We start from the raw sequence: 26,521 nt of genomic DNA, 5'->3' as shown, positions 1-26,521 counted from the left end.
AGGATAAGACCTCCGGTTTCGGCCAGCCCCACAGGGACTTACGTCAAGTGGTCAAAGTCTCCACGGCACCATGCGGCGTGCCGTTCAGCAGAGGCCTGCAGCACGTCCCTGGCTCTGTCAGCGATGACATTGTTGAAGTTGCCGTAGATGCGGTTGAACTGCAACGTACCAAGCTGGGCTGCGATCCGCAGCGCCACGGCACCGGACAGCGGCAAACGGTTGGGATAGCTGCGCATGAACGCAACAGAAGTGCGGTCCGGGTTCGGAAACACGCTGTCGCCGGTCAGCAGCACCCCTTCGCCTTCTGCGCCGGCTGCCCAGTGCGCCACGGCGCTGCCGGGAAAGTGGCCACCGGTTTGGTGCAGGGTGAGCCCTTCGGTGATGGTCTTGCTGCCGGACCAGGTCTGGATGGCAGGATCGTGCCGTCCCAACCACTGCCGGTCTGCCTCGGAGACGAGGACGGGGACGTTCCCCAGGCGGTGTGACCACTCCACCTGCACACCGAACATGTGGGGATGGCTGGCAGCGATCGCCAGCACGGGCCCCTGCGCAAGAACAGCTTCCACGGCGGCATCGTCAACGAACCCCACCGGATCCCAGAGCAGCGACCCGGCCGGCGTTACCACCAGTTGGGCGGTTTGCCCGATCCCCACTTTGGGCCCGGTACTGAGGCCGAACAGCCCGGGCTCGTTCTCTGTCGTGGTGACTTTGTGGCCTTCGCCGGATAACCCGTCCAGGGTGAGCCACCGCTGTCCATCCTCTGGAACGTACTGGCGTTCATCCGTGCAGATCGGACAAAGATCCGGCAGAGGTTCGTCCCGCTCCACGGCACAGGTTGCACAGATCAGCATGGGGCCCCTTCCGTTGGTGGGACCCATGCTACTGGGCGGGAACGTCAAGCACTGCGAATACGCGGGCGGGACTTCCCGTGCCGCCGACAATCGGTAACGGTGCCACGATCAAAGCGGCGCCCACGGGCGGAAGCTTTCCCAGGTTCCGCAGGGACGTGATGCCGTACTTGTCGTTGCCCAGCAGGAAATGGTGGGCGGGAAACGGGGGCTGCTGTCCCGCAGCGATGCCGGCGTCAATGCCCACGGTCTCCACCCCGATTCCGGAAAGGCCGCTCTCTTCAGCAATCCATCGGGCACATTCCCCGGTCAGCCCGGGGGAGTGGGGCAGTCCTTGGGCGTCGTTGTTCAGGAATTCCTGCCGCGTGCCCGAGCGGTGTTCCCAGCCGCTGCGGATCAGGAGCCAGCCCCCATGGGGCAGTGCGCCGTGTTCGGCTTCCCAGGCGTGAAGGTGATTGATGTCCACCAGGAAATCGCTGTCGTCCCCGGCTTCAGCAGTGATGTCCAATACCGCGGCAGGACCCACCAGCCGGGCCGGTTCGATCCTGGACACATCTTTGCCTTCCCGTCCTGTTGTCCAGTGGATGGGTGCATCCAAGTGCGTACCGATGTGCTCACCGGTATGGATGTTGTGGTGCTTCCAATACGGGCCCGGTTCGTTGTAGGCGGACACTTCCTCCAGGGAGAAGTCAATGAGGTTGGCAAAAGGGGAGGGCAGTTCCAGGGTCGGGGTATCTGCGGACAGAGGGGTCGTGAGGTCGATGACCGAGATGCGGCCCGCGCCGAGGTCAGCGATGAACCGGGCCGCGGCGCCCGTAGCTGTGGTGTTGGCATTGCTGGATTTCATGGAAGTTCCTCCAAATAGGTGGTGCAGTGGGTGGCCCGGTTGGTGCCCGGAGAAACTGCGCCGAAACCAATGGACGCGACGTTAGCACTGCGCCGCACGCTCTGGAACGGTCTCCGCCGAAGAAGTGACTGCCTTACCGGAACCTGCATAGGCCCTGCCGGTATAGGCATTCGACGGCGTTGGACCAGGCGGGGGAGACTGAAGGAACAAGACGTAATCCGCATCACAGCGGGCGGCCAACCGTGAAATGCACCGTCGCTTTTTACAGCAGTCCGGTCCGCGGCCACAGGTCCTTCCCGGGACCCCTTTCAGTTTTCAGCCATCAAGGAGCAGACAATGTCCGATCTTCACGTCCCTCCCCAGGGATTGCGCCCCAGGGTCCACCGCTACGTTGTTGCCTCCCTGGTGGGGAACGCACTCGAGTGGTACGACTTTTTCCTGTATGCCACGGCGTCGGCCGTGGTGTTCGGGCGGCTGTTCTTCCCGGCGGACACCGACCCGCTGGTGGGCACCATGGCAGCGTTCGCCGGCTTCGCCGTGGGGTTTGCCGCCCGGCCACTGGGTGGCGTCATCTTTGGCCATATAGGTGACCGGCTCGGACGCAGGCGTTCCCTTGTCCTGACCTTGTCGATCATGGGCGTCAGCACCGCGCTCATGGGTCTGCTTCCCACGTACGCCCAGGTAGGGCTGCTCGCTCCGGCGCTCCTGATCCTCCTGCGGATCATGCAGGGCATAGCAGCAGGCGGTGAATGGGGCGGTGGTGTCCTGTTGATCAGTGAGAATTCCAACGACTCACGGCGCGGCATGCTCTCGGCCTTCAGCCAAGGCGGGATCTCTTTGGGGTTCGTCTTGTCCTCCCTGGCCTTCTTCCTGGTCCAACTGATGCCGGAACCGGAGTTCCTGGCGTGGGGCTGGCGCCTGCCGTTCCTGGTCAGTGTCCTGCTGCTTGGCGTTGGTGCGTACATCCGCTTCAAACTGCCGGAGTCCCAGGAGTTCAATGAAGCCCGCCAAAGCCATCCGCAGCACAAGCTGGCAGCCATCCAGGCCTTGCGTGCCCATCCCCGCGAGATCCTCATTGCCATGGGCCTACGCGTCGCCGAGAACGGCGGGTCCTACATTTTCCTGTCCTTCTCCATCGTCTACGGCGTTCATGTGGGAGTGGACAAGGGACTCCTGCTGCTGGCCGTTGCGGTGTCAATGCTGGCTTCCTTCGGAACGTACATTTTCTTCGGCTACCTCTCCGACCTCATTGGACGCCGCGTCGTGTACGCCATGGGCGCCGTGGGGATGGGGCTGATGGCATTCCCGTTCTTCGCCATGATCGACGCCAACACTCCTGCTGTGGTGATCCTTGCCTTCCTCCTTGCCAACGGTGTCTGCCATGGCGCCATGATTGGTACCCAGCCGGCGTTCTTCCATGAACTGTTCTCCGCCGAAGTCCGCTACTCGGGGATGGCGATCGCGCATGAAGTCGCAGCCGTCTTCGCCGGCGGACTCGCGCCCCTGATCGCAACGGCGCTGTTGCTGAACTTCGGCTCGTCCGTCCCGGTTTCCCTGTATGTCATCGGGCTGGTGGCGGTAACCCTTGTTGCGGTCCTGGCCTGCGGGCCGCGGCGGGGAACCGTCGGCCGGAACCACAGTGACCGTACGACGCCCGAGCGCGTCTCCTAGAGGCAGCCGGCTTCGGCTTTCCATCCACTTTGAAAGGACCGATATGACGGTCTCCATCATCGGAACGGGTCAATCCACCTATACCCGCCATCCGCAACCAGGGACGACGACGTCCCGGGTCATCGCAAACGCAGTCCGGGAAGCCCTGGCGGAAGCGGGCCTCACCCCGGCGGACGTTGACGGTTTTGGCGTTGCCAGCTTCACGCTCGGTCCTGATCACGCCGTCGATCTGGCATGGAGGATGGGCCTCAGGCTGACCTGGCTGATGCAGGATACGAACGGCGGCGCGAGCGCCGGTGGACTGCTCCAGCACGCAGTGCGTGCGATCCAAGCAGGGGATGCCAGGGTCATTGTCCTCGCTGCCGGCGACCTCATGGACGGGCCGGCGTTCTCCAAACTGGTTGCCAACTACAACAGCGCGACGCGGGACCATTTGTCGCCGCTGCCCATGAGCGGTCCGAATGCCCTGTTCGCCATGCTCACCACACGGCAGATGGAGGCCCTGGGGCTCACCCGGGAAGACTATGGCCGCATCGCCGTGGCCCAGCGCGAGTGGGCCGGACTCAACCCGGGCGCCGTTTACAGGGGCGTCCTCTCCATGGACGACTACCTCAACGCACCGCTCGTCGCTGAGCCGCTGGGACGCTACGACTGTGTGCCGCCCGTGACGGGAGCCGACGCAGTGGTCCTCGTTGCCGATCCAGGTGGCGGCACGCCCCGCGCAAAAGTCATCTCTGCGCGCGCTTCCTACAACTCCGATCAACAGGCCGGTGACGGGCTGTCCACCGGACTTCGGGGCATTGCTGCCCTGGGCTGGGAAGAGTCGGGGATCGGGCCGGAGGACGTGGACCTTGTCAGTGCCTACGACGATTACCCCGCGATGGTAGTTGCCCAACTGGCCGATCTCGGAGTGCTTCCTGCGGATGAAGACCCCTCCACTTTCATCAAGCGCCGCATCGCTACCCGCGAACTCCCGCTCAATACCTCCGGTGGCCAGCTCTCTGCCGGGCAGGCCGGAGCTTCAGGCGGGATGCACGGGCTCGTGGAGGCGGCAAGGCAACTCAGAGGCACCGCAGGCCGCCGTCAGGTCCAAGCACGCCACGCGGTGGTCAGCGGTTACGGCATGGTTCTGTACCGCCACGGCGCCTGCGCCACCATGACCGTCCTGGAGCGTGCCCTGTGAGCGCCGTGATCCAGGAATGCCTCAGTTGTGCCGCCCGCCTCTTCCCGAACCGGTTGTTCTGTCCCGAATGCGGGGGCGACAGCTTCTCCGACGTTGCAGTAGCCAAAGCAACGGTGGAGACAACCACCACACTGTCCAACGGCGTCGTGATTGCCACAGTAAGTCCCGACGGCGGCCCGCGGCTGATTGCCCGACTCACCGGTTCCGGCGTATCACCTGGACAGACCGTGCCGCTCACCAACAGCAGTGATGCCACACCGGGCGTCCACGCGTATATTCCACCAACCATTGACGCTAACGAGGAACACCGATGACCTTCACCATGTCCACGCGGCGGCAACGTCCGCTGACCATCCCGGAGATGCTCCTGGAACGGGCCCGGAATGCCCCGGACGCCCCCCTTTTCCGATGCGGCGACGTGGCCCGCGACAGCCAGACGATGGTGCAGGCTGTCGCCGAAGCCGCCGGCATGCTGGTCGATGCGGGCATCGAGCGGGGGCAGGCGGTGGCGCTGATGTCCTCCAACAGGCCGGAACTCCTTGACCTGATCCTCGGATGCGCCTGGATCGGTGCCGTCGCCGTTCCGGTCAACACAGCAAGCCGAGGGGAACAGTTGCGGCACGTGCTGGAGAATTCGCAAGCCCGGTTGGTAGTGACGGAGTCCGGGTATCTGCCGCACCTGGCTGCCGTTGCTCCGGGAGCCTTGGAAACGGCCTGGGTCATTGATGGCCCCGGCATCGATCGCGGGGCCTCCTTCAAGGTGCAACCCCTTCCCGCGCCGGGGAAGCCCGTGGAGCCGGTGGATGCCGCTCCAGCGGCTACCGCCGCCATTCTCTACACCTCTGGAACTACGGGGGTTTCCAAGGGTGTCCTGTGCCCGCAGGGGCAGTTCTATTGGTGGGCGGCCAACATGACTGACCAACTTGGCTTGCGCCCGGACGACGTCCTCTATACGTGCTTGCCGCTGTTCCACACCAACGCCCTGAACGCCTTCATGCAAGCCGTTGAATGTGGCGGGGAGTACGTCCTTGGTCCGCGCTTTTCAGCCTCCCGGTTCTGGATGGATGCAGCCTCCGCCGGGGCGACGGTCACCTATCTCCTGGGTGCCATGGTGGGAATTCTTGCAGGCAAGGAGCCCTCGCCCGGGGACCGTGGTCACAGGATCCGCTTGGCGCTGTCCCCGGCCACCCCCGCCCGGCTCGTGGAGCCCTTCAACACCAGGTTTGGTGTCCAGCTCCTGGATGGTTATGGGTCGACCGAGACAAACTCCGTCATTGGATCGACACCAGACCAGTGGCGTGCGGGGTACATGGGCAAGGTCCGCCCGGGTTTCACAATCCGGGTGGTCGACACGGACGGAGTTCCGGTTCCGCCTGGCGTGGCGGGGGAACTGCTCATCAGGAGCGACCAGCCCCATGCTGTAGCGACGGGCTATCATGCGATGCCCGACGCCACCACCAACGCCTGGCAGGACCTCTGGTTCCACAGCGGGGACCGGGTAGTGATCGACGATGACGGATGGGTGCGGTTCGTGGACCGGATCAAGGACGTCATCCGCCGCCGCGGCGAGAATATCTCCTCCATGGAAGTGGAGCACGTCCTGCGCCAACATCCAGCCGTTCAGGAAGCAGCCGTCTACGCCGTGGATTCGGAGTTGGGTGAAGATGAAGTGATGGCGGCCCTTACCCTGCGCTCGCCGCTGGATTTTGCCGAGCTGACCGAGTTTTGCCGTCCGCGTCTGGCGTCCTTTGCGATACCCCGCTTCGTGCGGGTAATGCAGGAGCTTCCGCAAACAGAGAATGGCAAGGTACGTAAACACGTCCTCAAAGCAGCAGGTCGGGAAGCCGCCGACTGGGACCGCGATGTCGCCCTTCCGCGCCACAAGACCGCAGCGGGAGCCCGCACCTAGGATGAGTGGATGGACCTTCGGGGGCTGTTGACCACACACGTGAAGTTGCGTCATCTGGTGATCGTGCTTGCCATCGCCGAACACGGCAGCCTGGTGCGGGCCGCCGAAGAGCTGTTCCTCACCCAGCCGGCACTCAGCCGCGCACTCGGGGAAGCTGAGCGGGCTATTGGGGCTGCCTTGTTCGAGCGGACCGGGCGGCGGATGGTGCCGACGCCCGCCGGTCTGGCCTACCTTGACCATGCGCAAGCCGTGGTGGGCCACCTTGAGACGCTTCGCCGCAGGGTGGATGAACTCACCGATCCCAATGTCGGCCTGGTGCGGATAGGGGCACATGTCACCGGGGCGAACCTCCTGATTCCCCGGGCCATAGCCCGGTTCACCGTGGAAAGGCCGAAGGTGGAGGTCCGGTTGCGGGAAGCACCGCCCGAGACCCTCATCCAGGAAATCGGCAACGGGGACCTGGACCTGTTGGTGGGTCGTGTGACTGACCACCCCAGTACTTCGCGGCTGCGGCTTGTGCCCCTCTACCGGGAGGACTTCCGGGTGGTGGCTGCACCCTCCCATCCGGCGCATGCGCTGCAGGACCCTGCCTTGCAGGACCTGGTGGGCTACCCCTGGGTCCTGCCACTTGCCAATACGCCCTTGAGGGACGAGTTGGAGGAGAACTTCCGGAATGCCGGGCTCGATACTCCCTACCAGCGAGTGGAATCATCCACACCGGCCACCCTGCGGACGCTGGTGGCGGAAGCGGGTTTCCTCGCCCTGATGCCGGAGTCCATGGCCGCAGCCGAGGAGGGCCTGCGGATGCTGGACCTCCGGCTGCCAGGGCTGGCACAACAGGTAGGACTGATGTTCCATGCGGACCGGCCCATCGCCCTCAGTGCCCAACTGCTGGCCCAAAAGCTGCAGGAAGTAGGGGCTGAGATCAAACAGGATCTTGTCGACTCCTGGCAAGGCCGCCCGCCGTCTTAATATCTCGATCCATTGACGATCGCAAAAAGAAGTCAATATCATTCAGCGACGGCACAGACGCACGGCGCCCGTGCGTCCCTGCCTTTCCCAGCCTGTTAGAAGGAGAAAACCCATGACCGTGACCACCAACAGGCTTACGGCCTCCGGCCAGCCGGCGGGGGACCTCTCCGCACTGGAGCCCCGCAACGTCAGTGAACTTGTGGGATTCACCCTCGCGCGCCTTGGCGTAGGACACGTTTTCGGGGTGGTCGGCAGTGGGAACTTCGCCGTGACCAATGCGCTCCGCAAAGCGGGCGTTCCCTATACCGCCGCCCGCCATGAGGGAGGAGCTGCCACCATGGCCGACGCCTTTGGCCGGATGTCGGGCACGGTAGGGGTTGTGTCCACACACCAGGGCTGTGGGCTGACCAATGCCATCACGGGAATCGGCGAAGCCGCCAAAAGCCGGACGCCCATGATCGTGGTGACAGCGGATACGGCCGCCGCCGCTGTTGGGTCAAACTTCAAGATTGACCAGGATGCGCTGGCCCGCAGCGTAGGGGCGGTGGCTGAACGAATCCATTCGTCCGCAAGTGCCGTCGCCGATACCGTGCGGGCGTACCGCAAGGCCGTCAACGAGCGCCGGACCGTGGTGCTTTCATTGCCCACCGACATCCAGGCCGCGCCGGTCGCCGGCAGTGCAGTTCCACCCGCGTCACTTGCCGCTTCCCAGAGGTTTGCTCCCGCGCCGGCGGCCGTGGCAGCGTTGGCCGATCTCATCCGCAACGCCGAACGGCCGGTTTTTGTTGCAGGCCGCGGCGGCAGGGGCGCCGGAGCGGAGATTGCCGCCTTGGCCGGGACGGCGGGCGCCTTGGTGGCGACCTCCGCCGTCGCGCACGGGCTGTTCCAAGGTGATCCGTTCAGCCTCGGAATCTCCGGAGGCTTTTCGTCCCCCTTCACGGCCAAAACGATCTCCGAGGCAGATTTGATCGTCGGTTGGGGCTGCGCGCTGAACATGTGGACCATGCGCCATGGATCTTTGATCGGCGCCGACGCCAAGGTGGTCCAGGTGGATGTGGAGGACGCAGCCCTGGGGGCCAACCGGCCGATCGACCTTGGGGTCCTCGGTGACAGTGCCGAAACCGCCAAAGCCGTTCAGGCGCTCCTGCAGGAATGGGGGCACGGGGCCACTGGACTCCGCACGCCAGAATTCGCAGCCGAGATCGCAAAGCATGCCCGCTGGAACAGTGAGCAAACTGAGGATCTTTCCACCGCCCAAGCCATCGATCCGAGAGTGCTGAGCCGCGAACTCGACCGCATTTTGCCCGCGGAACGTATTGTTTCCATCGACTCGGGAAACTTCATGGGGTACCCCAGCGCCTATCTTTCCGTTCCGGATGAGTTCGGTTTTTGCTTCACGCAGGCATTCCAGTCGATTGGCCTGGGCTTGTACACGGCCATCGGTGCCGCCAAAGCCAGGCCGGACCGGCTTCCGGTCCTTGGTGCCGGCGACGGTGGATTCCTTATGTCAATTGCTGAGCTCGAAACGCTGGTGCGTGAACGGATCCCGCTCGTCGCAATCGTGTACAACGATTCCAGCTACGGCGCGGAGGTGCACCACTTCGACGTCAGCGACGAGGAACTGGAGATCGTCCGCTTTCCCGCCACCGATATCGCCGCCATTGCACGGGGCTACGGAGCCGCCGCAGTGACGGTGAAGAATGTGGCAGACCTTGGAGCGGTGGAGGCCTGGTTGGCCGGATCGCGGGATGTGCCGCTGGTCATCGATGCGCGGATTGCCTCGGACGGCGGTTCCTGGTGGCTGGCTGAGGCGTTCAAGGGGCACTAGCGCCGTTTGCACGACGGCGGGTTCCCGGCCTGCACGTGCCGGGAACCCGCCGTCGTGCTTCTTCTTTCCTTTCATGTCTATCGTCAATTGTTGACAATTGCTATGCTGAACTGACATCAGTAAGCAGGGCTCCCTGAGTCCGGAGAAGAAGGGTAAGTCATGAAGAAAAGGCCTGCGGCGGGGACGCATGTTGTACGTGCGGAGACCTCACGCACGGGGCATTATTGCCCCGTGTCGGGTTGGTGGTCGATAGCAGGGGATCCTTTGGGCACCCGGTTGATCGCCAAGGGCGAGGTAATGCCTGCCCGCGGCGGAGCGCCCGTTCTGTGGATTCTTCGCTCCGGTGCGCCCAGTGGAGGCACTGCTGGTGCCGTCATTTCCGCGCTCTAAGGATTCCGGCCGTCCCGTTGTTCATGCGACCTGCCTGCTCCACCAGCTCAGCCAGCCACGGGCGGTGTCCTTGGTGGAACATCATGCCTTCGGGCAGCCCCCGTACTTCGGGAACGGACTCGGTGATGTCGATCGTCATTCGTCCCCCGGCCAGAGGGGCGTTGGTGATGTGCAGATCGCCGAAGGAAGGTGGGAGGTGCGGATCCATCCAGAATCCGCCGCGCGAGACATGCGCGTCGTAGCGCATGAGACTGGTGATCAGTTGGATGGGGGTGGTTGCAGCCCAGGCCTGCGGCGAGCAGGCGGTCGGGTAGGGAACCGGTTCGCCGTACTTGTCCCGGCTGAAGCCGCAGAAAAGTTCAGGTAGGCGTCCGCCTGAATAGTCGGCTGCCTCAAACAGGGAAGTAGCGATGCGCTGTGCCTCGTCGATGAAGCCATATCGCATTAACCCTGCAGCGATGACGGCGTTGTCGTGGGGCCATACCGAGCCGTTGTGGTAGCTGGCGGGATTGTAGGCACCCATGTCCGTCGCCAGGGTCCGAACGCCCCAGCCGCTGAACATCTCGGGCGACATCAGCCGTTCGACGACTTTTGGTGCCTTGTCGTCGTCCACCAAACCCACCCAAAGGCAGTGGCCCATGTTGGATGCACATGCATCCACCTGACGCTTCTTGCCATCCAGTGCAATGGCGTAATAGCCGCGGTCGGGCATCCAGAACTGCTCGTTGAACCTGGCTTTCAGGTCAGCGGCGCGCCGGGCGAGGTCCGAAGCCAAAGGTGCGTCGCCGGCGTCGTACGCCATCCAGGCCCGCGCCATATACGCGTCGTAGACATAAGCCTGAACTTCACAAAGCGCGATGGGCGGTTCGGCCGGGGTTCCGTCCGCGAAGTTGATCCCGTCCCATGAATCCTTCCATCCCTGGTTGATCAACCCCTCCGGATTCAGGCGCTGGTACTCCACAAAACCGTCTCCGTCCCTGTCTCCGTAATCACGGATCCATTCGAGGGCCCGGTCGGCGTGCGGCAGGAGCTCGGCAATGGTCTCCTTGGCGAATCCCCAACGGCTGACAGATCCCAGCACCACGACGAACAATGGAGTTGCATCGACGCTCCCGTAATACGTGGACTTTCCGCCAAGCGCGAGGTTGCTGGAAACATCCAGTCTGACTTCATGGAGAATCTTCCCGGGTTCTTCCTCCGTCACGGGATCGACCCGGGTTCCTTGGCGGCCCGCCAATGTCTTGAGCGTGCCCAGTGCCAGGGAGGGGTCAACCGGCATCGCCATCTCCGAAGCCCACAATGAGTCCCTGCCGAAGAGGGTCATGAACCACGGCGCGCCTGCGGCCACCACCACCCGTTCCGGGTGGGCCGGGTCTTCAATGCGCAGGGCACCCAAATCGTCATAGCTGCGCCGAAGCGTCCGCTCGATGCCGTGGTTTCCCATGCGAAGGATGGGGATTCTCGCTACCCATTCCTGCCTGCGCCGGTCGCTGGGGGACAGACCGCCCTGGTCCGGGCGAGGTTCCCCGGGCCTGTTGCTGTCCTCCGGCCTTACCTCCAAGGTGGCGCTCCAACACCCTCTTGGCGGAATAGTCACGGTGGCGTGCAAGCCTTCGGGCGCCGCCGTGGCGGCGTCTGAGCTCACGACGACGGACTTCCGGACTTGCTGCCACTCGGCGCTGATGCTGAGTCCTGTGGCATGAACATGCCGGCTCCCGGACCACTGCCTCTGAACGCGCGCTTCTTTGACTTCAAAGACATCAGCGAAGTCGGCGGAGGCCTCCACCATCACCCGGCATTCCACAGGCTCGGTCGAGTGGTTGTGCACCGTGATGTGCTCCGCGATGCCAAAACCGAGCTCGCGGATGCGCTCTACCACGAGGGGACTGTCGGCGTATCCTTCTGCGCGGGTAACCCGGGCAGCGAACACCGCCCGGTGAGGCTCCGGGACCTGCGCTGTGAGCGGCTCAAGTCGCTGCCCATTGACGGTGAGACGCCATTCGGAGAGCACGCGGGTGTCCTGAAAGAAGAGGCCGTGCGGATGATCAGCCTGGATGTCGCCATTAGGCAAGGAGATGCAGAAAGACGTACCTTCCACCAAGGTGACGGTTCCCGGCCCAAGCGGTCCCGCTGCAGTGTCAGCGTTCCATCCCGCCATTGGTCTTACCTCCCGGGGAGTGCCGCAAACATCAGGGAGATGTCCGCGGTGGGGTGCGGTATCTCATCCAGACGCTACTCCTGCGCGGATCCCTCCGCTAGGGCCGGAAGGGACCTGGCGCGGGGGCCAGGTCAAGCTCAAAATCATCATCAATGTGGAACAAGCGCCGATCCCCAAGCCGGTCCACAACCCAAATAGTGGATCCGTCCTCGGTGCGGTCATCCACAGTGCCTCGAAGATGAACAAAGCCGTGCATGCGGAGCAGTACGTTATCGCCCGGTTCCAGCGAGGTCCAAAGCGCGGTTCGCCGGCTTCGGGCGCTGGGAGAATCGAAAAAAGCCATGCTCAAGGCTATCGTCAATTGTTGACAATTGCTAGGATGGGATAGTGCCTTTCCAACGACGGCGGGCACGGTTTATCAGGGCAAAGCGCCCGGAAGGAGCGGCATGGTCAAGGCCACCGTCATGAGCAACGCAAACACCGTCAACCCGGGAGAACACACTCCCAAGCCCACCTCGATTACGCCCGGACAGACCGAAGTCTCGCTGCGGCTTTGGGCTCGCGAAGGCCTCAAAACAGGAATCTGGGAGGCCACTCCAGGTGTATCAACCAGCACCCGGCCTGGCTATGACGAGATTTGCCAGATTCTGAGTGGCACGGCCACCATCACCGAGGAAGACGGCACGAGTTTCGACGTGGGTCCGGGGTCGCTGTTTGTGACGCCGGCTGGATGGACCGGTACTTGGACCATCCACGAGACTCTTCGCAAGATGTGGGTTGTGGCGGATCTTCCCGCCTGACTGCGCCAAACACACGGCCCGGCTCCGCAAAGGAGCCGGGCCGTTGTGTCTGTATCCGTGGGTTCTGGCGCTGGAGGGGATCATCAGTGGCGGAGGCCTACCTCAAAGTCGTGAAAGCCTTCTCCATACCTTCCAGGAGCCGATCGGCGTCATTGCTGGAGAACGGCATCGGCGGGCGGAGTTTCAGGACGTTCCCCTGGGCGCCGCACGCGGAGATGAGGATCCGATCCCGTCGCAGGGAATTCACAATTTCCGTTGCTGCACTCCCGTTGGGGGAGAGCGTTGACCGATCAGTGACCAGATCAACTCCGATGAAGAGGCCGCTTCCGCGGACTTCCGCGACTTGTTCCACGTCCTGGGAGAATGCCTTTAGTTCAGAGACGATCTTGTTGCCGACCTCAAGGGCGTTCGGGAGGAGTGATTCCTCGCGAATGACGTCCAGGACTGCCTGAGCCGCGGCGATGGCTACTGAGTTTCCACCGAAAGTATTGAAGTAGCGGATGTTCTTGCCAAAGTCCACGAGGAGTTCGGGCTTGAAGATCGCAGCCGCTACCGGGATGCCGTTACCCATCGGCTTGCCGATGGTGACGATGTCCGGGATGATTCCGTGGCGTTGGAAGCCCCACCATTCCTCACCGGTGCGGCCAAAACCCGGCTGCACTTCGTCGGCGATGTACAACCCGCCCGCCGCGTGGATTTCCTCCACTATCGGACGGAGGAAGCCGGTCGGGCCGGCGTAAACGCCGTCCGAAGAGAAGATGCTGTCTGCGATGAAAGCTGCTACACCAATGCCATGCCGGTGGAGGTCCGCAATGGCACTGCGGACCTGCTCGCGCAGGTGATCCTCCAGGGAGACTGTGTCGGAGGAGTATCGCAGGGCGTCCGGCGCATCAATGACCCGGACGTTTGGGCCCAGGGGAACGCCGACACCCAACGATGGTGAAAATGACGACACCTCCGCGGTGAGCCCGTGGTACGCGCCGGCGGTGACGATGATGCCCTGGTTGCCGGTCACATATTTTGCCACCCGCATGGCCAAATCGTTGGCTTCGGATCCCGTGCAGGTGAACATGACATGGCCAAGTTCGGCAGGGAACGTAGAGAGGAGCTGTTCGGAGTACTCGAGGATGGGCTCCTGGATGTAGCGGGTATTGGTGTTCAAGGTCTGCATCTGCTGGTGCACGGCTTCGATGACACGGGGGTGGGAGTGGCCGACGGACGGGACGTTGTTGTAAACGTCGAGGTACTCATTGCCGTCCCTGTCGAACAAAGTCACGCCTTTTCCGCGCACGATCTCCAGTGGTTCGTCGTAGAAGAGCCGGTAGCCGGGACCCAGGCTGCGGTCGCGGCGTCGAATGTTCTTCTGCAACGGTTCGGGAAGTTCATTGAGCCGGGCGGGATCGAAGCCATTGACCATGGATTGCGATGGTTGACGAATGGCTTTTGCGGCGGTGCTCATGGTGTCTCCTTGAATGAACGTGGTGTTGGGGTTCAGGGCTTGGTGCTGAGTGTGGGCGCTGGGGCAGCGGCAGTGGAAAAGAGGCGGTCCCAGTCCGATTTTGAATGGGAGAGAAGGTACTCGCGTCGTTGGGGTAGCTGGTTCGCCCGCCACTGGGTGATCAGGGCACGCAGAAGGAGTCGTGCTTGGGCGGCGACAAGAAGGGCGTCCAATTCCCGCGTCGAAAGCGGGCGGACCCTGAGGAATCCGTTCAAGAGATGCAGCGCCTGATCCCACGGACTGTCAGCATCCGTCCCAAGAAGATTTGCCATGGTGACGCTGACATCAAAGATCACAGGGGTGCGCACAGCGTCCCCGAAGTCGATGATGCCCGTCACGTATCCGGGATGCAGCGGGTCGACGAGAACATTGAAGGGGCTGAAATCTCCGTGGATAACCTGCGTGGCGAAGCTGTCCAGGAATGGTACGACCCTTGTGTCGAATTGATTGAAAATTCGCTCGGCAAGGGCGCGTTTCGGTTCGTCCTCGACGTACTCAAGCAGGGGGCGCATCCTATGGAAATGCTTGAGGTCCCAGAGGAGCAGCCGGTCAGCACGGGGGTGGTCAAAGTCCTGGAGTGCGAAGCCCAGATCGGCAAGCCGCGAACCTAGCAAGTGCAATTGGCCAACAGTAGCGGCGTGGTTCGCCAGCAGGTCTCCGGGCATGAATCGCATTACCCTCAGTACGCGATCAAAGGAGCCATCGGTGGTCTCGAGGAGCACTTGCAGGCCCCCGTTGCAGTCGGGCACGATGCGCTGAACCGGAAGTTGCGGGGCGACCTTTTCCAAGTGCGCCATGCAGGCGGTCTGGAACTGGACTATGTCCGGGTTTTCGTCCGCCGATGACACCTTGATCAAGTAGGTGTCGTCGTCATCCTGAAAGCGAAAAGTTTCATCCTTCTCGGTGGGAATGCGTATCAGACTGCCCTTCAGCCCGTAGTGCCTGTGGAGCAAGTCCAGGACGATCGGCTCTGCGAGTTGGGGCATCGCTGTCAAGAGTCCGCTCTCGTATGCCACGGCATCAAAGAAGGCGGAGTCTGCGCGTGTTTCCATGTACTTGGCTCCTGAGACTTGGAGGACTGAGCAAGAAAAAGTGTCCTGCTGTTCAACAGTTTTACAAAGATTAGGCCAATTTCTGCCGATAGGTCAACTGTAGAACTGTTGACAATTTGCAGTTCTGATCCCTAGTATCAAATCAACGGCGTGGGGGAACACGAACCACGTAGCCCTAACGCCTGCAGTTTCCTCGAGAGGCCCTGCGAGTCAGTAGCCCCCTCCCTATCAAGAACGGAAGTCTCATGGCAGACAGCAATTCCCGGCCTAAGTACATCTCTTTCGATATCTACGGCACACTCATCAACTGGGACACGGACAGCACCACACGCCGCCTTCTGGCCGGCCGCCTGCCCGAGGGGCAGTGGCCTGCGTTCAAGAAGGTGTTCCGTGGCTACCGGTTTGATGAAGTCCTTGGTGACTACAAGCCTTACGAGCAGATCCTGCAGGATTCCTTCGACAGGGTTTGCAGGTTTTTCGGCATCGGGCCCACCCCCGGTGCCGGTGCAGAGTTGGCCGATGCGGTTCGCGGCTTTGGTGCCCACGATGACGTGCCGGCACCGCTGAAGCTGATGGGCGACAACTACAAGCTGGTGGCTCTCTCCAACGCAGATGACAGCTTCCTGGACATCAGCATCCCCAAGCTCGGCGCCGAATTCCACGCAGTGCTGACCGCGGAGCAGGCACAGGCCTACAAGCCGCGCTACCAGGCCTTCGAGTACATGCTCGACACCCTGAATGCCAAGCCGGAGGACTTCCTCCACATCGCATCACACACGCGCTATGACATGCACCCCATGCATGACATGGGCTTCCGCAATCTTTGGGTGCTGGACCGTGGCTACGATCCCATTACCGGAGGTTACGACTACAACACCGTCAAGTCCCTGGATGAGGTCAACAAGCACCTCGGACTCTGATGGTGTCGGCCAGGTAATCCGTACCCTGCGAACCCAAAAATGCCCGGACGGGGGTGTTCCCCGTCCGGGCATTGTGCTGTCTAACTGGTGGAGTGCCGTTGGGCAACCACCTGACGTATGGATTCCCGGTACTGGATGATCGTGTCCGAGAGAACCTTCTCTGCCAGAATGGGGTTGCGGGAGTCCAGGGCGTCAACGATGTTCTGGTGTTCGGCTTCCAGGGAATCGGGATCCTCGTATTCGTGGTTTTCAACCGAGAGCACGAACATGAAGTACCTCAGCTCGGTCACCAGTTGCTGATAGAAGATGTTCAACTTTTGGCTGCCGAGAAGTCCCACGATCGCGCTGTGGACCGCAAGATCCTTCTCAACGATCTTGAAAGGGTCTTCCGTTTTCAACGCCCCGCGGAATTCTTCCATGGCCGCATGTACCTCATCCATCGATGTGGCTTCGGTAATACTCCGGGCTGCAGTGGTCTCGAGGTGGTACCTCGCGTTGTAGACGTCCATGATCTCGGCGTCAGTGGGATCCCACACGATTGAACCCAGGTTGGCGCGATGCCGAATGAGGCCGCCCGCTTGGACAATGCGGACGGCCTCGCGGACAGTATTTCTGGAAAGGCCCAGTTTCTCGGCCAGCAGACTCTCCCTCAAGCGTTCACCGGGCTTAAGCCCTCCGCTGAGAATCATCGCGGTGAGGCCGTCTGCGACCTGTTGCACCGTGGATGAGTGGACAATTTTTATCTGCTCGATCATTGCTACATCGTACAGTGGTTGTCAACTGTAGGACTGTAGACCATTCGAGAGGTTTGGTCGGATCAGCGAATTGCTGCCTCAGTGATGGCAGAGTCGCCGAGCCCCCAATACTCAAGGGATTCCTTGTATTGAGGCGACTCCAACATGGACTGTATGGCCCTCTGGAAGGCCGGCGTCAACGGTGAGCCCTTCTTCAACCCCATGGCGACGTTCGTGTCTGTGCGTGTGTCCATCCTGGGCTCAAGAACGACAAAGTGCTCGGGTTGCTGGACCTGTGCCCAAGCCAGCCCGCTGGCGTCATAGAAAACACCGTCAATGCGCTTGGAGTCGAGCTGGGTCAAGGCTTCCTGGACATTGGGCAGTGTGACTGGGTTGATGGCAGGTTTGCCCTTCTCCTCGCAAGTCCACTTGGAGACGTTGGGGAGGTGCTTGAGCTGCTGCGTGGAGCCCTTGGTTACGCCGATGCTCTTGCCGCAGAGGGCGCCGTTGCTCAGGTTCTGCGGGTTGCCTTTGGGTACAGCAATGGCCGACCCGCCTTTGAGGTAGTTGATCATGTCCAGGACTTTGAGGCGTTCCTCGGTGGCGGACATTGTGGTTGCCGTGAAGTCGTACCGACCACCATCAATGCCGGGGATGATGGTGTCGAAGGCTGTGTTTTCGAACCTCAGTTTCAGCCCCAGCTTCTTGGCTACCAAACGGGCCAGGTCGGGGTTCACGCCGATCGGGGTGCTGTTGTCTTCGGCAAGGAATGTCATCGGCGGGGAACTCAAATCCATGGCGACAGTGAGTTCACCTTTGTCCTTCATCGACTGGGGTAGTAGCGCCACGGCAGCTTCATCGGGCTGGACGCCTTCTGAGATGTCGCGGGTGTTCTGTGTTTTGGGGATGTCTGCGGCCTGGGAGCCGGTAGCCGTGCCGCCACAAGCGGTCAATGCGAGCAGGACAGCCAGTCCGGCAGCCGCCGTTTGGAATCCAGTGATGACCTTCATATTGCTTCCCTTCGTGGGACCAGGGGCGGTGCCGCCCGAGGTGGTTTCTCAAGGTGCTTCCCGTGCTGCGTGAGGTGGGTTTCTCAAGTGCGCCCCAAGCCGCGTCGTCGGGGCATGGGAGGTGAAGCCCGCTTTGGACGGCTGATTGTGATGCAGCTCTCGTCCTGATCAATTCAAGCGTGGAGGCTCATTATTGTCAACAGTTCTACAGTTCTAGAGTTGAACGCCAAGGACCTGACGAGAAAGGGCCCCTGCCCGGTCAATACCAGGCAGAGGCCCTTTTCAAGGCTCAGTTTGGGTGCCGACGCCTCAGTGTTCCGCGGTGGGAGTTGTTAAGCGGTAATTTCCGTGATCTCGGGCTTTGCGGTGAGGTCCTCTACAGCTTTCTGCATGTGCCGTTTGATGGCCTTTTGCAGGCCCTGGCGATCCGCGGCCTCCAAATGGTCAAGTATCAGCTGGTGCTCCTGGACGAGCACGTCTATCCGGGGGTAGGCAACCTCAAGGCTGAGGATGCACATTCGCGTCTCCGCTGCCAGGGTCTGATAGATCCTGATGAGCCGCGTGTTCCCCGTGCCGGAGACAAAGGCAGTGTGGAATTCCATGTCCAGCCGGGCCAGCGCCTGCCAGTCGGAAGCGGCAACCTGCTTTGCCATGTTCTTGATGATTCCTTTAAGCACACGGCAGGTGTCGGAAATTTTGTCTTGTCCCGAGTCCAGGAGCGTAGTGGCGGCAGCCAGCTCAACAGCTTCCCTCACCGCATAGATTTCGCGGATGTCGTCTTCGGAAAGTTCGGCAACGAACACCCCGCGGTTCCGTTTGCTGACCAGAATTCCTTCCTGGCACAACCGCTGCAAAGCCTCCCGAAGAGGGCCCCGGGAGGTGCTGAGCTGGCTGGCCAGCGCAGATTCATTGACCTGTTGTCCCGGGCTGAACGCTCCCTGGACTATGAGCTCCCTTAATTGATCGGCGATCAACTGTGCAGTAGGCCGGCCCTCCAATACGAACATCGTCTCCGGTGCCGCCATGACATCCCCTTATCTCTTACGTTGACACACTGAATTTACTAGACCGCTATGGCCGTGTACTTGTACTCCAGGAATTCATCGATGCCCACCTTTCCGCCTTCGCGTCCGAGGCCGGACTGCTTGACTCCGCCGAAGGGTGCTGCAGGGTTGGAAACAAGGCCGGTGTTGATTCCCACCATGCCCACTTCCAGACCGGTGGAGAACTTCAAGGCTTTGTCCATGCTTTCGGTGAAGACGTAGCCCACCAGGCCCCATTCGGTGTCGTTGGCCTTCTGTAGGACTTCCTCTTCGCTGTCGAAAGCGGAGATCGCAGCAACGGGGCCGAAGATTTCGGTGCTCATCAACTCAGCGTTGGCAGGTACGTCCACCAAAACCGTGGGGGAGTAGAAGTAGCCTGGTCCCTCCGGGCGGCCGCCGCCGGTAAGTACGCGTGCGCCCTTGGATACTGCGTCATCGACGAGGCTTTGGACTTTGTCCAACCCCTTCTGTTCGATGAGCGGTCCCACGTCTGTGCCTTGCTGTGCCCCGTTTCCGACGCGAAGTTCAGAGATCTTCTTGGCAAACTTTTCACTGAACTCGGTCAGGACGGAGCGGTGGACGAAGAACCGGTTCGCGGCGGTGCACGCCTCGCCCATGTTCCGCATCTTGGCTTTCATGGCCCCGTCCACAGCCTTCTCGATGTCAGCATCGGCCAGGACAATGAAGGGTGCGTTTCCACCCAGTTCCATGGAGGAGCGCATCACGTTGTCTGCTGCCTGGCGCAGCAGGACCTTACCCACTTCCGTGGAGCCGGTGAAGCTGATCTTCCGGGCAATTCCGCTGTCCGTCCAGGTCCTGACCACGGCGGAAGCGGACGATGTGGTGACCACGTTGAGTACGCCGTCGGGCAATCCGGCCTCCTTGAAGAGTTCCACCAGGGCCAGGGAAGTCAGGGGCGTCAGTTCTGCCGGTTTGAAGACCATGGTGCAGCCGGCCGCGACCGCCGGGGCGATCTTGCGGGCCCCCATCGCCAGCGGGAAGTTCCAGGGCGTGACCAGGACCGAAGGGCCAACGGGTTCTTTCGTGACCAGGATCCGGGTGTTGCCGTCCACCGAACCGGTAGCGTCGCCGCCGACGCGTACTGCTTCCTCGGAGAACCACCGCAGCATGTCGGCGCCGTAGGCCACCTCGCCGCGGGCTTCGGCCAGGGGTTTGCCCATTTCAGCGGTCATGATCGCCGCGAGCTTGTCGGTGTTTGCGGTGACCAGCTCGAAGGCCCGGCGCAGGATGTCAGCCCGCTCGCGCGGCGTGGACTTGGCCCAACCTTCCTGCGCGCGACCGGCCGCTTCAATAGCACGGACGGCGTCTTCAGGGCCTCCGTCGGCGACGTGCGCAATGACCTCGTTGGTGGCAGGGTTCTCCACCGCAAACGTGGCCCCGGACGTGGCCTTGTGCCAGGCCCCGTCAATGAACAAGTCTGTCCGCAAGTTGCTGGGATCAAAGGAAGGATTCATGCCGTTTCTTTCGGTGAGCAGGTGGTCAGGAAGTGGCCGTTTTGAGTGCCTGGGTGAACCTGGCGAGGCCGGTCTGGATTTCGTCGGCGGTGACGTTGAGCGCCGGAATCACCCGGATGACATTGCCGTGGGGACCGCAGGTGAGAAGCAGGAGTTCCTCGGTGATGGCCGCCTGCTGCACGGCAAGTGCGGTTACTGCATCGGGAGTATTGTCAGGTGCTGTGAACTCGATGCCCTGCATCAGGCCGCGCCCTCGGACGTTGCCGATGACGGCGAACTCGGTCTGCAGCTTGTCCAGCCCTGTCCGCAGCTCGTTGCCTCGGAGCAGGGCGTTCTCCACGAGGTTCTCGCGCCGGATGACGCCCAGGGTTGCCACCCCGGCTGCAGCTGCGACTGCATTTCCTCCGTAGGTGCCACCCTGGGATCCAGGCCAGGCCTTGCCCATGAGTTCGGATGTCGCGGCAATGGCCGAAATAGGGAAGCCGCTTGCCAGGCCCTTGGCCGTAATGACGACGTCGGGGCGAATGTCGGCCCAGTCGTGTCCCCAGAACTTGCCTGTGCGCCCGACGCCGGCCTGGACCTCGTCAATGATCAGCACGATGCCGTGACGGTCTGCCCTTTCCCGGAGGCCCTGCAGGAAGGCCGGCGGTGTGGGGATGTAACCGCCGTCGCCAAGTACCGGTTCAATGATGAAGCCTGCGGTGTCGCTGGGGTTGCTGATGGTCATCAGCAGGTGGTCCAGTTCCTTCAGCGCGAAGTCGACGGCGGTGGCCTCGTCCCAGCCGTAGCGGTACCAGTGGGGGAATGGTGCTATGTGGACGCCACTCATAAGGGGAGAGAATCCGGAGCGGAACTTGGTTCCTGCCGTGGTCAGTGACGCCGCAGCAACAGTCCGGCCGTGGAAGCCACCCTGGAAGGAAATGATGTTCGGTCGGCCCGTACCCATGCGCGCCAGGCGGATGGAGGCTTCCACGGCTTCGGAACCGGAGGTGGCGTAGAAGACGCTGTCCAGTCCTTGGGGCAGGACGTCGCCAAGGAGTTCCGTGAGCTCCAGCAGGGGCTTGTGCATCACGGTGGTGTACTGGGCGTGCACAATTTTACCGACCTGTTCGCGGGCTGCGGCGACCACATCGGGGTGGCAGTGACCGGTGCTGGTGACACCAATTCCGGTGGTGAAATCGAGGTACTTCTTGCCATCAGTAGCGTGGATCCAGCTGCCCGCCGCATGGTCGACCACTACGGGTGTCGCCTGCTTCAGGATGGGGCTGAGAGTTGCCATGTCGTCATACTTTCTTAGTAACTGTAGATTGTCAACAATAGGCGATGCATGTCACAGCCTATTGCTTCGCGGGGTTTGTTCAGCGGGGGTTGAAGCGCTGGGGCCGGAGGAACTCCAACCCGTTGAAGATCTGCTTGCCGAGTGCCTCGGTCGCAGCTATTTCGCCGTAGCCGGAGGCCATTTTGAATCCTGCCCCGGAGAAGCCTGTAGCGGCATAGACCCTGCCGGTGTCTCCCACGTATCCCAGAAGCGGATTCCGGTCACTGGTGAACAGTTCCGGGAAGGCATCCGAGCGAACGACTGTGGGTACCAGGCCGGGGAAGAACTCGGCCACGGTTTCCATGGTTTCGGCGATTTCTTCCACGGACAGTTCGCGGTTTATGGCGGCGGGATCCAGGGCCGGCCTGCCGCGCCCGTCAAGGGTGGCCTTGACGGTGGCCCCATCCACGGCCGGCGCCCCATACATGGAGCGGTCTTCATAGATGCGGCTGAAAACAGGGAAGCGTTCGGGCGCGAACTCCTTGGGCTCCCGGGCAACGAACCACGAAAGGAAGACCCGTCGTGGTTCGACGTGTTCCTTTGCGTACGCCGGCAGCAGCTGCCGGGACCAACCCCCCGAGGCGACAATAACCTGCTCAAATGTCCACGACTCTTCACCGGCGGTGATGGCGACGCCGTTCTCTGTTTCGGTGATGCTGTCAATTGCCGTATTGGTGCGGACCGTTGCGCCATTGGCCTGGGCCGCGGCAATGGCTGCGGTGACGGCCCGATCGGTTCGCAGGGCGCCGGAATTCGGGTCGAAGACCGCGACGTCGTCGGGCCGCAGGTTGTGCTGGGGGTAGCGTTCGGCCAATTCCCGGTGGGACAGCAGATGATGCTCTGCTCCCGTAATCCCGGTGGTTTCGAGGACGCTGGCGAGGTAGCCCCCGTTGGCCGCTCCGATGGAGAGCCCTCCGCAGCGGATGAGGATGTCCTGGCCGGTTTCAGCCTCGAGTTCAGCCCAGAGTTCCTTGGAGCGCTGCATGATGGGGTAGTAGCCCGGATGCCCCTTGTAGATCATGCGGAACAGGCGCGTATCACCACCCACGGCGCTGCGTCCATGGGCGGGATGTTGCGCTTCGAATCCGGTAACGGAGTCCGTGAGGCGGGAGGCCTGCCAGAGGGCCATACTCCCGATGCTGCCGAGACCGATGACGGCGAGTTTTCCATCTGTCATGGTTAGAGGACCTGCTTCAGGAAAGCTTGGGTGCGGGCTTCTTTGGGGTTGCTGAGGATCTCGCGGGCGTCGCCTCGTTCAACCACGATGCCGTCGTCCATGAAGATGAGGGAATCGGAGACTTCGCGGGCGAAGCCCATCTCGTGGGTGACCACCACCATGGTCATGCCCTTCTTGGCCAGATCCTGCATGACGCTGAGGACTTCCCCTACCTTTTCAGGGTCCAGCGCCGAGGTGGGTTCATCGAACAGGATGATGTCGGGGTCCATTGCAAGTGACCGTGCGATGGCGACGCGTTGCTGCTGGCCACCGGAAAGCTCTGCCGGGTAGCGGTCCCCGAACTGACCGAGTCCAACGCTGGTGAGCAGTTCCTGTGCGCGTTTGGCCGATTCCTTCTTGTCCGCCCGCTTGACCAGCACAGGCCCGGACATGACATTTTCAGCGGCGGTCATGTTGGGGAAGAGGTTGAACTGTTGGAAGACCATGCCTACTCGCGTGCGCTGCTGTGCCAGCTTCTTTGGTGGCAGTGCGTGGTAGGCGTGATCGGTTTCGTAGTACCCGAAGTCTTCACCATTGACCTTCAGGACGCCGGAATCGACAGTTTCAAGGCCGTTGATGCAGCGCAGGAGAGTGGACTTGCCCGAGCCCGAAGGGCCGATAATGCAGCAGATCTCACCGCTGGCGACCTCGAGGTCCACGTCTTTGAGAACCGTTTTGGGTCCGAATGACTTTCGGATGCGGCTGGCTTGGATGGTACCGGCGGTGCTCATCGTGCGATTCCTTCCGGTGCGGTCAAAGTGACTTTTTTGGATTTGCGGGGGATCCGGACGGAGGTGTGTGAGTACTTCTGTTCGAGCTTGGACTGCGGGTAGCTCAACACCAGGGTCATGACGAGGTACCAGAGGCTGGCCACAATCAGCAGCGGAATGGTCTCGTAGGTGCGGGCGTAGATCAGCTGGGCGCTCTGGAGCAGTTCGGCCACGCCCAGGACGGAGACCAGGGAGGTTTCCTTGAACATGCCGATCACCTGGTTGCCGGTGGCGGGGATGATGGAGGGCATTGCCTGGGGGATGATGACCTTGCGCATCTTCATGGCACCGCTCATCCCCAAGGAGTCTGCGGCTTCGATCTGTCCCTTGCCCACGGCGGAGAATCCGCCACGGATGATTTCTGCCATGTAGGCGGCTTCATTCAGGGTCAGACCCACCAGCGCTGCGGTGATCGGACCCATCAAGGCGTTCGTATCAATGGCGGTGCCGATGTCGGTAAAGGGGATACCGATTGACAGATTCGGGTAAAGGGCAGAGATGTTGAACCAGAAGATGAGCTGCACCAGCACAGGCGTTCCACGGAACAGTGTGATGTAGGCGCCCGCGGCGATGGCGATGGGTTTGATGCTTGATGCCCTCATGATGGCAAGGAGCAGTCCCAGCAGGGTACCGAGGGCCATGCTGGCCACCGTAAGGAAGATCGTAAGCATCAGTCCGCGCAGGATGGATTCCGCCGTGAAATACTTCGCTACCGTTCCCCATTTGAAGTTCGGGTTGGTGGCTACGGAGTAGAGCATGCCGGCGCCCACGAGGATCGAAACTGCCCAGGCCACGTACTCGAACGTGCTGCGCCGCTTCAGTCGCGGTTTCAGGGCGGAATCCATTCCGTTCATTGTCTGTTTGCTTCGGTCAAGGGTTGCTTGCTTCATGATGAACCTGCTAGTTCAGTTTGGCGTCGGTGATGGCGCCTGATTCCAGGCCCCAGTTTGCAAGAGCTTCCTTGTATTCCTGGGTTTCAAGGACGGACTGGATCGCTGCCTGAAGGGCGGGCGTCAGTGGGGAATCCTTTTTCAGGCCTACGGCGGTGAGGTCGCTGGAGCCCACGTTGACTCGACCAATCATGGTGAAGGCGTCCGGTTGCTGCTTGGCTGCCCAGCCGAGGGCGGTTGTGTCGTAGAGAATGCCGTCGATGCGCTTGGAGTGCAGCTGTGTGAGCGCTTCCTGGACGTTGGGAAGCGTCACGGCGTTGATTGCCGGCTGACCCTTGGAAGTGCAGGTCTGCTCGCTCAGTGCCGGAAGGCGCTTGAGCTGTCCGGTGGAGCCCTGCGTCACTGCAACGTTCTTTCCGCAAAGCGTCTCAACGGTGAGGTTGAGCGGGTTCCCCGAAGCTGCCACAACGGACGTGCCGGCCTTGAAGTAGTCGATCATGTCCAGGACCTTCAGTCGTTCTTCCGTCTTGGACATCGTGGTGGCGGTGAAGTCGAAACGTCCGCCGTCCAGGCCGGGAACAATCGTGTCGAACTTCGTGTCCACGAACTTCAGTTTCAAGTCCAGCTTCTTGGCGATGAGCCTGGCGATGTCCGGGTTCAAGCCGATCGGCGTGCTGTTGTCCTCGGCCAGGAACGTCGTGGGTGGGTAGTGAAGGTCCATGGCGACAGTCAGCTCACCCTTGTCCCTGTATGACTGCGGCAACAATGCCACCGCGGCTTGGTCAGGCTGGACACCCTCGGAGATGTCACTGGTGTTGTTGGTCTGGCTGGTGTCCGCCGAGTCGCTGCTCGCGGCACCTCCGCATGCGCTCAAAGCAAGCAGCAGGGCAATGCCTGCAGCCGTAGTCTGCGCTTTGAATATGGTCTTCATGATGCTTCCCTTCGAGGGTTTCAGCTGGGGGAGGATTTGACAGTCACCAGGAGGATTATGTGGTCCCGTCGATGTTCGGCGGAGCGTGAATGTGATGCGGATCTCTCCTGCGTCTAAGAGCAATGCAACCTCCAAAACGGTAGATTGTCAACAATTCACACTGAGATTTTCTTCGATTCTCCCAAAGGGATCCCTATCCGCGGGGAACACCTAAAACTGTTGACAATTTACAATTCGGGCTTCTACAGTCGAGATATCCGGCAGCAACCCCGTGGCCGCTCCAGCCCGGTCTGGTTCGCTCCCGTTGAACATGTCCATATCCAGGGCAGACCCGCCCCGCCTCCCGAATGAACGGAAATTCCCATGGCAGAGACCAACTTCCGCCCGAAGTACATCTCCTTCGATGTCTACGGCACGCTCATCAACTTCGACATCGATCCAACTACACGTCGACTGCTGGATGGTCGCATTTCCGAGGAGCAGTGGCCGGAGTTCAAGAGGCAGTTCCGTGGCTACCGGTTTGACGAGGTCCTTGGTGACTACAAGCCGTACGAGCAGATCCTGCAGGACTCCTTCGACAGGGTGTGCAAGCGTTGGGGAATCGGACCCACTGAAGGTGCAGGGGCGGCGTTTGCAGATGCCGTGCGCGGTTGGGTTGCTCACGATGACGTGCCGGCACCGCTGAAGCTGATGGGCGACAACTACAAGCTGGTGGCTCTCTCCAACGCGGATGACAGCTTCCTGGACATCAGCATCCCCAAGCTCGGCGCCGAATTCCACGCAGTGCTGACCGCGGAGCAGGCACAGGCCTACAAGCCGCGCTACCAGGCCTTCGAGTACATGCTGGACACCTTGAACGCCAAGCCTGAGGACTTCCTCCACATTTCTTCGCACACCCGCTATGACGTGCATCCGATGCACGACCTGGGCTTCCGGAACCTTGTGTTGCTCGACCGTGGCTATGACCCTGTCACTACGGGCTACGACATGTTCAGCGTGAAGTCCCTCGACGAGATCAACAAGCACCTCGGTCTCTGACCCTGATTCCCTGAGGCGAA

Annotated in this window: 23 protein-coding genes; 9 read left to right on the top strand and 14 right to left on the bottom strand. The window is 61.7% G+C overall.

Annotation, left to right across the window (positions count from 1 at the left end):
- Positions 1–38: 38 nt before the first annotated feature.
- Positions 39–851 carry an MBL fold metallo-hydrolase gene (locus ACSVIE_RS01065; RefSeq protein ID WP_442422749.1) on the bottom strand — a complete coding sequence of 271 codons (813 nt, stop codon included), beginning with the start codon at positions 849–851 and terminating at the stop codon, positions 39–41.
- Between the two features lie 28 nt (positions 852–879).
- Positions 880–1,695, bottom strand: a complete 816-nt coding sequence (locus tag ACSVIE_RS01060) for a cyclase family protein (RefSeq protein WP_442422748.1) — start codon at positions 1,693–1,695, stop codon at positions 880–882.
- A gap of 336 nt (positions 1,696–2,031) precedes the next feature.
- Here ACSVIE_RS01060 and ACSVIE_RS01055 point away from each other — a divergent pair, with 336 nt between their 5' ends.
- The 6 genes from ACSVIE_RS01055 (at position 2,032) to ACSVIE_RS01030 (ending at position 9,258) form a co-directional block, all read left to right on the top strand.
- Positions 2,032–3,366: an MFS transporter gene (locus tag ACSVIE_RS01055; RefSeq protein WP_426007429.1), complete on the top strand. Its 1,335-nt coding sequence runs from the start codon at positions 2,032–2,034 to the stop codon at positions 3,364–3,366.
- Between the two features lie 43 nt (positions 3,367–3,409).
- Positions 3,410–4,549 (top strand): thiolase family protein, encoded by a 1,140-nt coding sequence (locus ACSVIE_RS01050; protein ID WP_426007430.1) that lies wholly within the window; start codon positions 3,410–3,412, stop codon positions 4,547–4,549.
- Positions 4,546–4,863 (top strand): Zn-ribbon domain-containing OB-fold protein, encoded by a 318-nt coding sequence (locus ACSVIE_RS01045; RefSeq protein ID WP_442422747.1) that lies wholly within the window; start codon positions 4,546–4,548, stop codon positions 4,861–4,863. The genes ACSVIE_RS01050 and ACSVIE_RS01045 overlap by 4 nt, the downstream gene beginning before the upstream one ends.
- Positions 4,860–6,458, top strand: coding sequence for an ATP-dependent acyl-CoA ligase (locus ACSVIE_RS01040; RefSeq protein WP_442422746.1), 1,599 nt, complete (start codon positions 4,860–4,862; stop codon positions 6,456–6,458). Before ACSVIE_RS01045 ends, ACSVIE_RS01040 begins: the two co-directional genes overlap by 4 nt.
- A gap of 9 nt (positions 6,459–6,467) precedes the next feature.
- Positions 6,468–7,430, top strand: a complete 963-nt coding sequence (locus ACSVIE_RS01035) for a LysR family transcriptional regulator (protein WP_426007434.1) — start codon at positions 6,468–6,470, stop codon at positions 7,428–7,430.
- A gap of 112 nt (positions 7,431–7,542) precedes the next feature.
- On the top strand, positions 7,543–9,258 hold the full coding sequence (locus ACSVIE_RS01030; RefSeq protein WP_426007436.1) for a thiamine pyrophosphate-binding protein: 1,716 nt from the start codon (positions 7,543–7,545) through the stop codon (positions 9,256–9,258).
- Between the two features lie 373 nt (positions 9,259–9,631).
- On the opposite strand, the gene ACSVIE_RS01025 is transcribed toward ACSVIE_RS01030, so the two are convergent.
- Entirely contained in the window at positions 9,632–11,806 is a 2,175-nt protein-coding gene (locus tag ACSVIE_RS01025) for an amylo-alpha-1,6-glucosidase (RefSeq protein ID WP_442422745.1), read from the bottom strand.
- A 446-nt stretch (positions 11,807–12,252) separates the two neighbouring features.
- Between ACSVIE_RS01025 and ACSVIE_RS01020 the strand changes: the two genes are divergently transcribed.
- Entirely contained in the window at positions 12,253–12,606 is a 354-nt protein-coding gene (locus ACSVIE_RS01020) for a cupin domain-containing protein (protein WP_426007439.1), read from the top strand.
- A 97-nt stretch (positions 12,607–12,703) separates the two neighbouring features.
- On the opposite strand, the gene ACSVIE_RS01015 is transcribed toward ACSVIE_RS01020, so the two are convergent.
- Together ACSVIE_RS01015 and ACSVIE_RS01010 are read right to left on the bottom strand one after the other, a co-directional pair.
- Positions 12,704–14,065: an aspartate aminotransferase family protein gene (locus ACSVIE_RS01015; RefSeq protein WP_442422744.1), complete on the bottom strand. Its 1,362-nt coding sequence runs from the start codon at positions 14,063–14,065 to the stop codon at positions 12,704–12,706.
- Positions 14,066–14,097: 32 nt separating this feature from the next.
- Positions 14,098–15,156: a phosphotransferase gene (locus ACSVIE_RS01010; RefSeq protein WP_442422743.1), complete on the bottom strand. Its 1,059-nt coding sequence runs from the start codon at positions 15,154–15,156 to the stop codon at positions 14,098–14,100.
- 245 nt (positions 15,157–15,401) lie between these two features.
- On the opposite strand from ACSVIE_RS01010, the gene ACSVIE_RS01005 reads away from it, so the two are divergent.
- Entirely contained in the window at positions 15,402–16,076 is a 675-nt protein-coding gene (locus ACSVIE_RS01005) for a haloacid dehalogenase type II (RefSeq protein ID WP_442422742.1), read from the top strand.
- An 80-nt stretch (positions 16,077–16,156) separates the two neighbouring features.
- Here ACSVIE_RS01005 and ACSVIE_RS01000 read toward each other — a convergent pair whose 3' ends face one another.
- The 9 genes from ACSVIE_RS01000 to ACSVIE_RS00960 all read right to left on the bottom strand — a co-directional run bounded on the left by ACSVIE_RS01000 (position 16,157) and on the right by ACSVIE_RS00960 (position 25,463).
- A complete protein-coding gene (locus ACSVIE_RS01000; RefSeq protein WP_426007443.1) occupies positions 16,157–16,831 on the bottom strand; it encodes a GntR family transcriptional regulator in 675 nt (224 codons plus the stop codon).
- Between the two features lie 62 nt (positions 16,832–16,893).
- Positions 16,894–17,820: an ABC transporter substrate-binding protein gene (locus tag ACSVIE_RS00995; RefSeq protein ID WP_426007444.1), complete on the bottom strand. Its 927-nt coding sequence runs from the start codon at positions 17,818–17,820 to the stop codon at positions 16,894–16,896.
- A 332-nt stretch (positions 17,821–18,152) separates the two neighbouring features.
- Positions 18,153–18,845, bottom strand: coding sequence for a GntR family transcriptional regulator (locus ACSVIE_RS00990; RefSeq protein ID WP_442422741.1), 693 nt, complete (start codon positions 18,843–18,845; stop codon positions 18,153–18,155).
- Between the two features lie 38 nt (positions 18,846–18,883).
- Positions 18,884–20,338 (bottom strand): NAD-dependent succinate-semialdehyde dehydrogenase, encoded by a 1,455-nt coding sequence (locus ACSVIE_RS00985; protein WP_442422740.1) that lies wholly within the window; start codon positions 20,336–20,338, stop codon positions 18,884–18,886.
- 25 nt (positions 20,339–20,363) lie between these two features.
- A complete protein-coding gene (locus tag ACSVIE_RS00980) occupies positions 20,364–21,617 on the bottom strand; it encodes an aspartate aminotransferase family protein (RefSeq protein ID WP_442422739.1) in 1,254 nt (417 codons plus the stop codon).
- Between the two features lie 79 nt (positions 21,618–21,696).
- Positions 21,697–22,833, bottom strand: coding sequence for an N-methyl-L-tryptophan oxidase (solA, locus tag ACSVIE_RS00975; protein ID WP_426007449.1), 1,137 nt, complete (start codon positions 22,831–22,833; stop codon positions 21,697–21,699).
- A 2-nt stretch (positions 22,834–22,835) separates the two neighbouring features.
- Positions 22,836–23,603 carry an amino acid ABC transporter ATP-binding protein gene (locus tag ACSVIE_RS00970; RefSeq protein WP_426007450.1) on the bottom strand — a complete coding sequence of 256 codons (768 nt, stop codon included), beginning with the start codon at positions 23,601–23,603 and terminating at the stop codon, positions 22,836–22,838.
- Positions 23,600–24,487, bottom strand: a complete 888-nt coding sequence (locus ACSVIE_RS00965) for an amino acid ABC transporter permease (RefSeq protein WP_426007451.1) — start codon at positions 24,485–24,487, stop codon at positions 23,600–23,602. The genes ACSVIE_RS00970 and ACSVIE_RS00965 overlap by 4 nt, the downstream gene beginning before the upstream one ends.
- 55 nt (positions 24,488–24,542) lie before the next feature.
- Positions 24,543–25,463, bottom strand: a complete 921-nt coding sequence (locus tag ACSVIE_RS00960; protein ID WP_426007452.1) for an ABC transporter substrate-binding protein — start codon at positions 25,461–25,463, stop codon at positions 24,543–24,545.
- Positions 25,464–25,826: 363 nt separating this feature from the next.
- Here ACSVIE_RS00960 and ACSVIE_RS00955 point away from each other — a divergent pair, with 363 nt between their 5' ends.
- The gene (locus ACSVIE_RS00955; RefSeq protein ID WP_426007453.1) at positions 25,827–26,501 is read left to right on the top strand and encodes a haloacid dehalogenase type II; all 675 of its coding nucleotides are present in this window, start codon (positions 25,827–25,829) and stop codon (positions 26,499–26,501) included.
- Positions 26,502–26,521: the final 20 nt, after the last annotated feature.

Origin of the sequence: Paenarthrobacter sp. NCHU4564 (assembly GCF_052156435.1) — a bacterium.
In the GTDB taxonomy this organism is placed as follows: Bacteria; Actinomycetota; Actinomycetes; order Actinomycetales; family Micrococcaceae; genus Arthrobacter.
This window is presented reverse-complemented; position numbering and strand designations above follow the sequence as displayed.